The sequence below is a fragment of the Mycobacterium hainanense genome (assembly GCF_041890355.1).
Taxonomy (GTDB): domain Bacteria; phylum Actinomycetota; class Actinomycetes; order Mycobacteriales; family Mycobacteriaceae; genus Mycobacterium; species Mycobacterium hainanense.
Window position 1 is genome coordinate 1636134 of sequence record NZ_CP169059.1, and the last position, 13196, is coordinate 1649329.

Here is a 13196-nt window from a genome sequence, read left to right on the forward strand (position 1 = left end):
CGGGTGCGTCTAGTGATCGCCCAGTGCACTGTGGACTACGTCGGCCGGCTCACCGCGCATCTTCCGTCGGCCCGGCGGCTGCTGCTGTTCAAGGCCGACGGATCGGTCAGCGTGCATGCCGATGACCGCGCCTACAAGCCGTTGAATTGGATGAGCCCGCCGTGCTGGCTGACCGAGGAGCCCGGTGAGCAGGCACCCGTGTGGGTGGTGCAGAACAAGGCCGGCGAACAACTGCGCATCACCGTCGAGGATGTCGAGCACGACTCCAGTCACGACCTGGGGGTGGACCCGGGGCTGGTCAAGGACGGGGTGGAAGCCCACCTGCAGGCGCTGCTCGCCGAGCACGTGCAACTGCTCGGCGAGGGCTACACGCTGGTTCGTCGCGAATACATGACGGCCATCGGGCCGGTCGACCTGCTCTGCCGGGACGAACAGGGCGGTTCGGTCGCGGTGGAGATCAAGCGGCGCGGCGAGATCGACGGGGTCGAGCAGCTGACCCGCTACCTCGAGTTGCTCAACCGCGACAGCGTGCTCGCGCCGGTGAAGGGCGTGTTCGCCGCCCAGCAGATCAGGCCGCAGGCGCGCACATTGGCGACGGACCGCGGGATCCGTTGTGTCACATTGGACTACGACAAGATGCGCGGGATGGACAGCGACGAATACCGGCTGTTCTGAGCCGCCCGGCTAGGAGAAACGCATGGCCCGGCGCCGCACACCGCCACGCCGGCGGTGGCAGTCGTCGCCGCCACCGGCGTCACGCCGGGTGGAGATCGGGCCCGACGGCCTCGAGTACGAGGTCCGCCCAGTCGCAGCCGCCCGTGCGGTCAAGACCTACCGCTGTCCGGGTTGTGATCACGAAATTCGCGTCGGCACCGCACATCTGGTGGTGTGGCCGACGAGCACCGGGGGAGGCCCAGGACTAGTCGAAGATCGGCGGCACTGGCATACCCCGTGCTGGAACCACCGCGCTACGCGGGGTCCGACCCGCAAGTGGTCCTGATCAGGCGGCCTGTTCGACCAGCTCGATGAGGACGCCGCCGGCGTCCTTGGGGTGGATGAAGTTGATCCGCGAGTTTGCCGTGCCACGGCGCGGCGCGTCGTAGACGAGCCGGATGCCCTGCGAGCGCAGGTGCTCGACCACGCTGTCCAGGTCGCTCACGCGAACCGCCATCTGCTGGAGGCCGGGTCCGCGCTTGTCGAGGAACTTGGCGATGGTCGAGGAGTCGTCGATAGGGGCCATCAGCTGGATTTGCGCGGTACCGGTCGGGGCGCCGCGCACGGCCAGCATGGCTTCGCGGATTCCCTGGTCCTCGTTGACTTCCTCGTGCACCAGGATCATGCCGAGGTGGTCGTGATACCACGCGATTGCCGCGTCCAAGTCGGCGACTGCGATGCCGACGTGATCGATCGCCGTCACCAGCTCGGTGGCCAGGACCTGACGGGCGTCAACTTGATCGGTCGTCATCACATAAAGGTAACCTGGCGGCAAAGATCGCGCTTCTCCGGGACGCCGGATCGGCCGTCCACGGATCCTTGGGAGGTTGTTATGACGACATCGGTGATCGTTGCTGGAGCGCGCACGCCGATCGGCAAGTTGATGGGTTCGCTGAAGGACTTTTCGGCCAGCGATCTGGGTGCCATCGCGATCGCCGGCGCGCTGGAGAAAGCTTTTCCAAATGAGGAAGTGCCCGGGCGACTGGTCGAGTACGTGATCATGGGCCAGGTGCTGACGGCCGGCGCCGGCCAGATGCCCGCGCGCCAGGCGGCCGTAGCGGCCGGCATTGGCTGGGACGTCCCGGCGCTGACGATCAACAAGATGTGCCTCTCCGGGATCGATGCCATCGCGCTCGCTGACCAGCTAATTCGAGCCGGTGAGTTCGACGTGGTGGTGGCCGGTGGGCAGGAGTCGATGACCAAGGCGCCGCATTTGCTGATGGACAGCCGGGCGGGCTACAAGTACGGCGACGTCACGGTGCTCGACCACATGGCCTACGACGGTCTGCACGACGTGTTCACCGACCAGCCGATGGGCGCGCTCACCGAGCAGCGCAACGACGTCGACCAGTTCACCCGCGCCGAGCAGGACGAGTTCGCTGCGCGGTCGCATCAGAAGGCGGCCGCGGCGTGGAAGGACGGCGTCTTCGCCGACGAGGTCGTTCCGGTCAACATCCCGCAGCGCAAGGGGGATCCGCTGCAGTTCACCGAGGACGAGGGGATTCGCGCCAACACCACCGCCGAGTCCCTGGCCGGCCTCAAGCCGGCCTTCCGCAAGGACGGCACCATCACCGCCGGTTCGGCGTCGCAGATCTCCGATGGGGCCGCGGCCGTGGTGGTGATGAACAAGGCCAAGGCGGAGGAGCTGGGGCTGACCTGGTTGGTCGAGATCGGTGCACACGGCGTGGTCGCCGGACCGGACTCCACCCTGCAGTCGCAGCCGGCCAACGCGATCAAGAAAGCGCTCGCCCGCGAGGGCATCACCGTGGACCAGCTCGACGTCGTTGAAATCAACGAGGCGTTTTCCGCTGTCGCGCTGGCCTCGACCCGCGAACTCGGCGTCGATCCCGAGATTGTCAACGTCAACGGCGGCGCGATCGCCGTCGGGCACCCCATCGGGATGTCGGGCGCGCGGATCACGCTGCATGCCGCACTGGAACTGGCCCGCCGTGGGTCCGGCTACGGCGTCGCGGCCCTGTGCGGCGCGGGCGGGCAGGGCGACGCACTGATCCTGCGGGCAAAGTGAGGCCGACCCAGAAAGCGGGTTTGCTGAGGCCTCGCCGACGTTGCTGGGACGGCACGCGTGGGCAGTTTTGTGATCTTCGTCATATCGGACCTCGCGGCCACCTCGGCGCGCGATTTTCGGGCCGCCGCGGCGTGCCCGCGGGTCCGCGCCACCGGGTGGATGGGTCACCGACGCTCATGACAAACTTGACGGCGTGACGCGTCCGCGACCCTCGATCGGCCCCGCGATGGCCGGCGCTGTCGACCTGTCCGGCCTCAAGCAGCGGGCCCAGCAGCAACCGCCGGGCGGCGGGACCGGTGGCGGCGCAATGTCGGCCGCCGAAGGCGGCCCCGGAGTCACCGCGATCACCGAGGCCAATTTCGAGCCCGAGGTCCTGCTGCGGTCCGAGGAAGTGCCCGTGGTGGTGCTGCTGTGGTCCCCGCGCAGCGACGCGTGCGTCCAGCTGTTGGACACGTTGGCCGGGATAGCCGCCCAGGACAACGGACAGTGGTCGCTGGGCACGGTCAACGTCGACGTGGCTCCCAGGGTGGCCCAGATATTCGGTGTGGACGCGGTGCCCACCGTCGTGGCTTTGGCCGCCGGGCAGCCGATTTCGAGTTTCCAGGGCATGCAGCCGCCGGAGCAATTGCGCGGCTGGCTGGACCAAATTCTTTCCGCGACGGCCGGGAAGCTCAGGGGCCCAGGCGGTTCCGCGGCTGCCGACGAGGTCGACCCCGAGCTGGCCGCCGCCCGCGAGCAGCTGGAGGCCGGCGACTTCGAGGGCGCCCGGGGGGCGTATCAAGCGATCCTCGACGCCAATCCGAGCAGCGCCGAAGCTAAGGGCGCGATCCGGCAGATCGACTTCCTCATGCGCGCGACCGCGCATCCGCCGGACGTCGTGGTCACCGCCGATGCGGCACCAAAGGACATCGACGCGGCATTCGCGGCCGCCGACGTCGAAATCCTCAACCAGGACGTGAGCGCGGCGTTCGGCCGCCTGATCGCGTTGGTGCGCAGCACATCCGGGGACGAGCGCACCCGGGTGCGCACCCGGCTGATCGAACTTTTCGACCTGTTCGATCCCGCCGATCCCGAGGTTGTCGCCGGGCGGCGCAACCTCGCGAACGCGCTCTACTGACGTTCGCGGTGAGGCGAAGGCCGGATTACTCGGGCTCGAGCCACAGGGCGGAGTTGGGCGGCAGCACCAGCACCGCCGAGGCGGGACGCCCATGCCACGGGTCCTCGGTGGCGTCCACGCCGCCCATGTTGCCAATGCCGGTGCCGTTGTAATCGGTGGCGTCGGTGTTGAGCACCTCGCGCCAGCGACCGGCGGACGGCAGTCCGAGCCGGTAGCCGCTGTGCTCGCTGCCCGCGAAGTTGAAGATGCACGCCATGACGGATCCGTCGCTGCCATACCGCAGGAAGCTGAGCACATTGTTGGCCGAGTCGTTGGCGTCGATCCAGGAATATCCGTCGGGGACGGTGTCCTGGCTCCACAGCGCCGGGTGGCTGCGGTAGATGGCGTTGATGTCGCGCACCAGCCGCGCGACGCCGTTCGAGAACCCTTGCTCGTCGAGCTGCCACCAGTCCAAGCCGCGTTCCTCGGACCATTCGGCGCGCTGGCCGAATTCCTGGCCCATGAACAGCAATTGCTTGCCGGGGTGCGCCCACTGATAGGCGAGCAGGCTGCGCAGCCCGGCGGCCTTGACGTGGTTGTTGCCCGGCATCCGGCCCCACAGGGTGCCCTTGCCGTGCACCACCTCGTCGTGGCTGATCGGCAGCACGTAGTTCTCGCTGAACGCATACAGCATCGAGAACGTCATCTCGTGGTGGTGGTAGTTGCGGTAGATCGGGTCACGGCTGATGTAGTCGAGCGTGTCGTGCATCCAGCCCATGTTCCACTTCATCGAAAAGCCCAGGCCGCCAAGGTTGGTCGGGCGCGTGACCCCCGGCCACGACGTCGATTCCTCGGCGATGGTGACGATGCCCGGGGCGCTCTTGTGCACCGTGGCGTTCATCTCCTGCAGGAACTGCACCGCCTCCAGGTTCTCCCGGCCGCCGTAGATATTGGGTGTCCAACCGCCCTCGGGACGCGAGTAGTCCAGGTACAGCATGGAAGCGACGGCGTCGACCCGTAGCCCGTCGATGTGATACTCCTCGAGCCAGTACAAGGCGTTGGCCACCAGGAAGTTACGTACCTCGGCGCGTCCGAAGTCGAAAACGTAAGTGCCCCAGTCGAGTTGCTCACCACGCTTAGGATCGGCGTGTTCATAGAGCGGGGTACCGTCGAACCGTCCCAGCGCCCAGGCATCCTTCGGGAAGTGTGCCGGCACCCAGTCCACGATGACGCCGATGCCGGCGTTGTGCAGGGCGTCGACCAGCGCCCGGAATTCGTCGGGTGTGCCGAATCGCGACGTCGGCGCGTAGTACGACGTCACCTGATAACCCCACGATCCGGCGAACGGGTGCTCGGCGACGGGTAGCAGCTCCACGTGGGTGAAGCCGTGCTCCACCACGTAATTCGTCAGCTCCTCGGCGAGCTGCCGGTAACCCAGCCCCGGGCGCCACGAGCCGAGGTGCACCTCGTAGGTGCTCATCGGCTCGAACACCGGATTGCGTTGGGCGCGCTGCTCCATCCATTCGGCGTCCTGCCAGGTGTACGTGCTGCGCGTGACGCGGGAGGCGGTGTGCGGTGGCACTTCGGTGGCGAAGGCCATCGGGTCGGCCCGCTCGGTGACGACGCCGTCCGCGCCGTGCACGCGAAACTTGTACAGACCGTCGACCGGGAAGTCCGGCCAGAACAGCTCCCACACCCCCGACGAGCCAAGCGAGCGCATGGGGGCGTCGCTGCCGGTCCAGCCGTTGAATTCGCCGATCAGGCTGACGCCCTTGGCGTTGGGCGCCCACACCGCGAACGACACGCCGTTGACCACACCGTCGGCCGTGGTGAACGAGCGGGGATGCGCGCCAAGGGCTTCCCAGAGCCGCTCGTGTCGACCCTCGCCGAACAGGAAGAGGTCGACCTCGCCCAGCGTGGGCAGGAAGCGGTACGCGTCGGCGACCGTGTACGGGTCGGCGCCCTCGTATCGGATCTGCAGCCGGTAGTCGATCAGGTTGGTGAACGGCAGGACCGTGGCGAACAAGCCGGATTCGATGTGCTCCAACGGAAACCGGTCGTCTCCGACGAGGGCGACCACCTCGGTCGCATGCGGGCGGAACGCCCGGATGACGGTGTGGTCGCCGTACTCGTGGGCGCCCAGGATGCCGTGCGGGTTGTGGTGCGTGCCGGCCAGCAGGCGGGCCAGGTCGGTCGGTTCGGGCGCCAGGTGCGTCCTGGCCAGTTGGTCGGCTTGGCTCATGTCACAATCCCTCCGGTCCGTTCGGTGGCCTGCGGAGCAGCTTCATCCGCGAGTCCTGCGGGATGAGTGGCATGTTGATCACATGCGCGACCGCCCGCGCAGGGTCGATGCGAACGTAGTTTGCTTGCCCCCATTGGAATTCTTGGCCGGTGATTTCGTCGCGCACCCAAAATCGTTCGTAGGGCTCCATACCCAAAGCCGCCATGTCCAAAAACAGCGTGGCTTCCTCGGCGCCGAACGCGTTGAGCGTCACCACTACCAACACGCAGTCGCCGGTCGCCGGGTCGAACTTGCTGTAGGCCAGCAATGCGTCGTTGTCCACGGCGTGGAAGTGGATGGTGCGCAGCTGCTGCAGCGCCGGATGCAGCCGGCGAATCGAGTTGAGCAGCGTGATGAAGGGCTCCAGCGAGCGTCCCTCGGCCAGCGCACCCGCGAAGTCGCGGGGCCGCAGTTCGTATTTCTCCGAGTCCAGGTACTCCTCGCTGCCTTCCCGCACCGCGCGGTGTTCGAACAGCTCGTACCCCGAATACACACCCCACGCCGGGCCCATGGTCGCCGCCAACACCGCGCGGATGGCGAACATGCCGGGGCCGTTGTGCTGCAAGATGGCGTGCAGGATGTCGGGCGTGTTCACGAACAGGTTCGGCCGCCGAAAGTCCGCGGCGGCGGCGATGGCGTTGCCGAACTCGGTGAGTTCCTGCTTTGCGGTGCGCCAGGTGAAGTAGCTGTAGGACTGGGTGAACCCGAGTTTGGCCAGGCCGTACTGCCGGGCAGGCGGCGTGAACGCTTCCGAAAGGAACAGCACGTCGGGATCGACGCCCTTCACCTGGGCGATCAGCCAGGCCCAAAAGTTCGGCGGTTTCGTGTGCGGATTGTCCACACGAAAGAACTTGACGCCGTGGTCCACCCAGTACCGGACGACGCGCAACACCTCGTCGTAGAGGCCCGCCGGGTCGTTGTCGAAGTTCAGCGGATAGATGTCCTGATACTTCTTTGGCGGGTTCTCCGCGTAGGCGATGGTGCCGTCGGGCAACTCTGTAAACCACTCGCGGTGGTCGCGCGCCCACGGGTGGTCCGGCGCGCACTGGAGCGCCAGGTCCAAAGAGACCTCCATGCCCAGATCGCGCACCGCGGCGACGAAGGCGTCGAAATCCTCGATGGTGCCCAACTTCGGGTGGACGGCGTCGTGGCCGCCTTCGTCGCTGCCGATCGCCCACGGGGAGCCCACGTCTGAAGGCCCGGCGGTCGGAGAGTTGTTGCGTCCCTTGCGATGTATCTTGCCGATCGGGTGGATCGGCGGCAGGTATACGACGTCGAATCCCATCGCCGCAATGCGCGGCAGCTGTGCGGCCGCCGTGGCGAATGTGCCGTGCACGGGCTTGCCGTCGGCGTCCCAACCGCCGGTCGAGCGGGGGAACATCTCGTACCAGGAGCCGAAGCGGGCCAGGGGCCGGTCCACCCAGACGCCGTATTGCTCGCCGCGGGTGAGCAGATCGCGCAACGGATACTCGGCCAGGACCTCGTCGATTTCGGGCCCCAGGGCCAACGCGGTCCGGGTGACGGGGTCACCGGGAGTGCGCAACGCCGCGGCGGCGGCCAGCAGCGGGTCGCGCTTCGCGCGCGGAACCCCCGTCGCGGCGCGCTCGAACAGGGCGGCCCCGACCAGCAGGTCGTTGGACAGTTCCGTCTCGCCCTGGCCGGCCTCGAGCTTGGCGATCAGGCCATGCCGCCAGGAGTCGATGGGGTCGCCCCAGCCGTCCACTCGGAAGGTCCACAGGCCGACCCGGTCGGGCGTGAATTGCCCGTGGAAGACGTACGGCTCGAGGCCCAACGTCATCGGCAGCAGCAGTGGTTTCACCCGCTGCTGATCCACCACGCCGTCGATTTCCGTCGCGGCCTTGACGGGGGCCTGAACCGCTTTGATTCGGCGGGTTTCCGTTACCTGCGGATAACGCGGCCCGAGGTAACGCACGACCAGCGTCGCCGCCACGGCCTCGTGGCCTTCCCGCCAGACCGCGGCGCTGACCGGGACAATCTCACCCACCACGGCCTTGGCGGGATACGCGCCGCATGAAACGACGGGTTGGACGTTATCGATCTCGACACGACCAGGCACAACACTCCGTTCCGATTTGCCGTTCCTCCCGGCCCGAGGTCTCGGGCACGGAGTCGCCGGCGGTTTCCGACTAGCCGACTCCTGCTCGGTCCGCTTCCTCGGACTCGGACCGCATCGAGAGTCGGCTGGTTCCGATTGTGTGCGGGCATACCGTTTGTGCTCCGTCGCGGCATGCCTTTTGTCTGGCGAAAACTTCCTGTCGTGGGGGACTTCCTCTGCGGGGAAGCGCCGTTGCGGCCCCAATAACTAACCGATACCCACCCTAGTGTCCGGTCACACCCCCGGCGGAAAAGCCGTCGACCGTCGTCGTGCGCGGGGCGAAATCCTCAGTAAGGTAAGGATGCGTGAAAGCCCTCCGCCGCTTTACCGTCCGTGCTCACCTTCCCGAACGGCTGGCCGCGCTGGACCAGTTGTCGACCAACTTGCGATGGTCATGGGACAAGCCGACCCAGGACCTGTTTGCGACTGTGGACGTGGACCTGTGGGAGCGGTGCGGGTCCGATCCGGTGGCATTGCTGGGCGCGGTGAATCCGGCACGCCTTGACGAGTTGGCGCTCGACGAAAACTTCCTCGGCCGGCTCGACGAGCTGGCCGCCGATCTGACCGATTACCTGTCCCGGCCGCTGTGGTATCAGCAACAGCAGGCCGACGGTGTGGCGATGCCGACGGCCATCGCCTATTTCTCGATGGAGTTCGGCGTCGCCGAGGTGCTGCCGAATTACTCGGGCGGTTTGGGCATCCTCGCCGGGGACCACCTGAAGTCCGCCTCCGACCTCGGGGTGCCGCTGGTGGCGGTGGGCCTGTACTACCGGTCCGGGTACTTCCGTCAGTCGCTGACCGCGGACGGGTGGCAGAACGAGACCTACCCGTCGCTCGACCCGCAGGGGTTGCCGTTGCGGCTGCTCACCGACGCCACCGGGGATCCCGTGCTGGTCGAGCTGACCCTTCCCGACTCCGCCCAGCTGCACGCGCGAATCTGGGTCGCCCAGGTGGGGCGGGTTCCTCTGCTCCTGCTGGACTCCGACGTCCCGGAGAACGAGCACGACCTGCGCAGCATCACCGACCGACTGTACGGCGGCGACCAGGAACACCGGATGCGTCAGGAGCTGCTGGCCGGCATCGGCGGGGTGCGGGCGATCCGTGCCTTCACCGCCGTTGAAGGACTGCCCGCGCCCGAGGTGTTCCACATGAACGAGGGGCACGCCGGCTTCCTCGGTGCGGAGCGCATCCGCGAGTTGATGACCGATGCCGGGCTCGACTTCGACACCGCGCTGGCCGTCGTGCGTTCCAGCACGGTGTTCACCACCCACACTCCGGTGCCCGCCGGCATCGACCGGTTCCCGATCGACATGGTCCGGCTCTACTTCGACGGGCGTGTCGAGGACGACCCGGGGAAGAAGCCGGAGAAAGCCGGTGGCAGGACCGCGCCCGCGTTGCTGCCAGGCGTTCCGACCGCCCGCATACTCGACCTCGGCGCCGAGGACGACCCGACCAAATTCAACATGGCGCACATGGGATTGCGGCTGGCGCAGCGGGCCAACGGCGTCTCGCTGCTGCACGGTGAGGTCAGCCGGGCCATGTTCAACGAGCTGTGGCCCGGCTTCGACTCGGACGAGGTGCCGATCGGGTCCATCACCAACGGAGTGCACGCGCGCACCTGGGCGGCGCCGCAATGGTTGCAGTTGGGGCGTGAACTGTCCGGTTCCGATTCGTTCGGCGATCCGGGCGTCTGGCTGCGGCTGAATGAGGTTGATGCGGGCCATCTCTGGTGGATCCGCTCGCAACTGCGCTCGTCGCTGGTCGAGGACGTCCGGCGGAGGCTGCGCAAATCCTGGCTCGAACGCGGTGCGTCCGACGCCGAACTAGGCTGGATCACAACGGCATTCGATCCCAACGTGCTCACCATCGGGTTCGCCCGGCGGGTGCCGACCTACAAGCGGCTGACGCTGATGCTGCGCGACCCGGAGCGGCTCGAGCGCCTGCTGCTCGACGAGGACCGGCCCATCCAGCTGATCGTCGCCGGCAAGTCGCACCCCGCCGACGACGGCGGTAAGGCGTTGATCCAGCAGGTGGTGCGCTTCGCCGACCGCCCGCAGGTGCGCCATCGCATCGCCTTTTTGCCCGACTACGACATGTCCATGGCCCGGCATCTCTATTGGGGATGCGACGTCTGGCTGAACAACCCGCTGCGGCCGCTGGAGGCCTGCGGCACCTCCGGGATGAAGAGCGCGCTCAACGGCGGGCTGAACCTGTCCATCCGCGACGGCTGGTGGGACGAATGGTACGACGGCGAAAACGGTTGGGAGATACCGTCCGCCGACGGCGTGGCCGACGAGGCCCGCCGCGACGACCTGGAGGCCAGCGCGCTCTACGACCTGTTGGAACAGGCGGTCGCCCCCAAGTTCTACGAACGCGACGAACACGGCGTGCCGCCACGGTGGATCGAGATGGTGCGGCACACGTTGCAAACGCTCGGACCCAAGGTGCTGGCCTCGCGCATGGTGCGCGACTACGTGGAGCGGTACTACACCGACGCCGCTCACTCGTTGCGCAGGACCGTCGGGCCCGCCGAGGACGGCGAGGACGGCGGTGCATTCGGCGCCGCGCGCGAGGTGGCCACCTACCGTCGGCGCGCCGAAGAGGCGTGGCCGAAGATCACGATCACCGACGTGGACAGCACCGGGCTGCCCGACTCGCCGGTGCTCGGCTCCAAGCTGACGCTGACCGCCACCGTGGCTCTGGACGGGCTGGCGCCCGACGAGGTCACGGTTCAAGGGGTGGTGGGCCGGGTGGACGCCAGCGACGCGCTGCTGGACCCGGTCACCGTCGAAATGTCCTACACCGGGACCGCCGAGGGCGGCAACCAGGTGTTCTCGACGACGCTGTCGTTGCCGCTGGCCGGGGCGGTCGGGTACACGGTCCGGGTGCTGCCCCATCACCCGATGCTCGCGTCCAGCGCCGAACTCGGCCTGGTCACCCTGGCCCGCTGAGCTCAGGCGGGCTGGCTTTCGGAGGCGGTGCGCAGCCGCTGCAGCGCGGCGCGGACCTGGGCCGGGTCGGTGGTCTGCCAGAACGGCGGCAGCGACGCGCACAAGTAGCCGCCGTAGCCGGCCGTCACCATCCGCGAGTCCAGCACCGCGACCACTCCGCGGTCGGTGACGCGCCGTAGGAGCCGGCCCGAGCCCTGTGCCAGCAGCAGAGCGGCGTGGCTGGCGGCGACGGCCATGAAACCGTTGCCGCCGCGCGCAGTCACCGCGCGTTGGCGCGCGCCCAACAGCGGGTCGTCCGGCCGGGGAAACGGGATGCGATCGATGAGCACCAGCGACAGCGACGGACCCGGCACGTCGACGCCCTGCCAGAGCGACAGGGTGCCAAACAGCGAGGTCTGCGCGTCGGCGCTGAACTGCTCGACCAGCGCGGAGGTGCTGTCGTCGCCCTGGCACAGCACCGGCGTCCGCAACCGCTGACGCATGGCCTCCGCGGCGGCCCGCGCGGCCCGCATCGACGAGAACAATCCCAGGGTCCGCCCGCCCGCCGCGGTGATCAGCTCTTCGATCTCGGTCAGCTGCTCGGCCGAACCCGTGCCGTCCCGGCCCGGTGGCGGCAGGTGGGCGGCGACGTAGAGGATCCCGGACTTGGCGTGGTGGAATGGCGAGCCGACGTCGATGCCGCGCAAGCCGGCATCCCCGGTGTCCGCGGCGGTCAGGCCCCACGCCTCCGCCATCGCGTCGAACGACCCGCCGATGGCCAGGGTCGCCGACGTCAACACCGTGGTGGAACGGGAGAACACCCGGTCGCGCAGCAGCGCCGCGACCGATAGCGGCGCCACCCGTAGCACCGGGCGCATGGCGCCCCTGTTGTCCTCGTGATCCAGCCACACCACGTCGGTGCGGTCGGGAATCGCCGGGGCGAACGACGTGAGGACGCGCGAGGCGGTGTCGGAAATTTCGCTGAGCGCCGCCACCGCTTCGGCCCGGGCTGCGGCGGCTTTCGCGTCGCTCGTGCTGTCGATCGCCGAGCGTGCCGCTCCCGCCGCGTCGCGCAGCGCGGTCAGGTAGGTCGCCAGCTCGTCGTCGAGGCGGTCGATGCGGCCCGGGGTGGCCTCGTGAATCGCCGCGGCGAAGTTGGCCGTCGCCGCCTCCAGGCGTTGCGTCAGTTCGGGATTCACCAACCGGGCGATCCGGCGCGCCGCCACGCCCAGGGCGGCCGGCGCCAGCTCGGCGGTGGCCACCGAGGTCACCCGGTCGACCAACTCGTGGGCCTCGTCCACCACCAGCAACTCGTGCTCGGGTAGCACCGACGATTCGGCGACGGCGTCGATGGCGAGCAGCGCGTGGTTGGTCACCACGATGTCGGCGGCCCCCGCCCGGCCCCGCGCCCGCTCGGAGAAGCACTCGGCGCCGAAGGGGCAACGCGCGACGCCCAGGCATTCCCGCGCCGAAACGCTGACCTGCGACCACGATCGGTCTGGCACACCGGGTTTCAGATCGTCGCGGTCGCCGGAGTCGGTCGTCGACGCCCAGGCGGTGAGACGTTGTACGTCGCGGCCCAAGGCGGTCGCCGCCATAGGATCGAAGAGCTCCTCCTGCGGCCGGCCGCCGACGTCGTCCTCGGCCTCGGCGCCGCCGTTGTGAATCTTATTCAGGCACAGATAGTTTCGGCGGCCCTTGAGCAGCGCGAATTGCGGGCGACGGGGGAGCGCATCGGCGAGCGAATCGATGAGCCGGGGCAGATCGCGGTCGACGAGCTGGCGCTGCAGGGCGATGGTGGCGGTGGACACCACGACGGGCGAGTCGTCGTCGATGGCGCGCAGGATCGCCGGCACCAGATACGCCAGCGACTTTCCGGTGCCGGTACCGGCCTGCACGACCAGATGCTCGCCGGTGGCGAACGCCCGCGCGACGGCGTCGGCCATCTGTTGTTGGCCGCTGCGCTCGCTGCCGCCGAGCGCGGCCACGGCGACGGCCAGCAACTCCGGCACGGACACTTCGGACGTGGCTAC

9 protein-coding genes are annotated in these 13196 nt (G+C 68.3%); 5 read left to right on the top strand and 4 right to left on the bottom strand.

Annotated features, from left to right (window positions below; all coding sequences use genetic code 11):
• Positions 1-3: 3 nt before the first annotated feature.
• Together nucS and ACEL92_RS07805 are read left to right on the top strand one after the other, a co-directional pair.
• Positions 4-675, top strand: coding sequence for an endonuclease NucS (nucS, locus tag ACEL92_RS07800; protein ID WP_374025035.1), 672 nt, complete (start codon positions 4-6; stop codon positions 673-675).
• A gap of 22 nt (positions 676-697) precedes the next feature.
• The gene (locus ACEL92_RS07805; RefSeq protein ID WP_374025036.1) at positions 698-1000 is read left to right on the top strand and encodes a hypothetical protein; all 303 of its coding nucleotides are present in this window, start codon (positions 698-700) and stop codon (positions 998-1000) included.
• Here ACEL92_RS07805 and mce read toward each other — a convergent pair whose 3' ends face one another.
• The gene (gene mce, locus ACEL92_RS07810) at positions 1001-1468 is read right to left on the bottom strand and encodes a methylmalonyl-CoA epimerase (protein ID WP_374025037.1); all 468 of its coding nucleotides are present in this window, start codon (positions 1466-1468) and stop codon (positions 1001-1003) included.
• A gap of 78 nt (positions 1469-1546) precedes the next feature.
• On the opposite strand from mce, the gene ACEL92_RS07815 reads away from it, so the two are divergent.
• Together ACEL92_RS07815 and ACEL92_RS07820 are read left to right on the top strand one after the other, a co-directional pair.
• Positions 1547-2740, top strand: coding sequence for an acetyl-CoA C-acetyltransferase (locus ACEL92_RS07815; protein ID WP_374025038.1), 1194 nt, complete (start codon positions 1547-1549; stop codon positions 2738-2740).
• A 193-nt stretch (positions 2741-2933) separates the two neighbouring features.
• The gene (locus ACEL92_RS07820) at positions 2934-3857 is read left to right on the top strand and encodes a tetratricopeptide repeat protein (protein WP_374025039.1); all 924 of its coding nucleotides are present in this window, start codon (positions 2934-2936) and stop codon (positions 3855-3857) included.
• 25 nt (positions 3858-3882) lie between these two features.
• Here ACEL92_RS07820 and glgB read toward each other — a convergent pair whose 3' ends face one another.
• Positions 3883-6078, bottom strand: coding sequence for a 1,4-alpha-glucan branching protein GlgB (glgB, locus tag ACEL92_RS07825; RefSeq protein WP_374025040.1), 2196 nt, complete (start codon positions 6076-6078; stop codon positions 3883-3885).
• A gap of 1 nt (position 6079) precedes the next feature.
• Entirely contained in the window at positions 6080-8194 is a 2115-nt protein-coding gene (locus ACEL92_RS07830) for an alpha-1,4-glucan--maltose-1-phosphate maltosyltransferase (protein ID WP_374025041.1), read from the bottom strand.
• A gap of 344 nt (positions 8195-8538) precedes the next feature.
• Here ACEL92_RS07830 and glgP point away from each other — a divergent pair, with 344 nt between their 5' ends.
• Positions 8539-11184, top strand: a complete 2646-nt coding sequence (gene glgP, locus ACEL92_RS07835; protein WP_374025042.1) for an alpha-glucan family phosphorylase — start codon at positions 8539-8541, stop codon at positions 11182-11184.
• Positions 11185-11186: 2 nt separating this feature from the next.
• Here the strand turns inward: glgP and ACEL92_RS07840 are convergent, their stop codons facing one another.
• The gene (locus ACEL92_RS07840; protein ID WP_374025043.1) at positions 11187-13181 is read right to left on the bottom strand and encodes an ATP-dependent DNA helicase; all 1995 of its coding nucleotides are present in this window, start codon (positions 13179-13181) and stop codon (positions 11187-11189) included.
• Positions 13182-13196 lie beyond the last annotated feature (15 nt).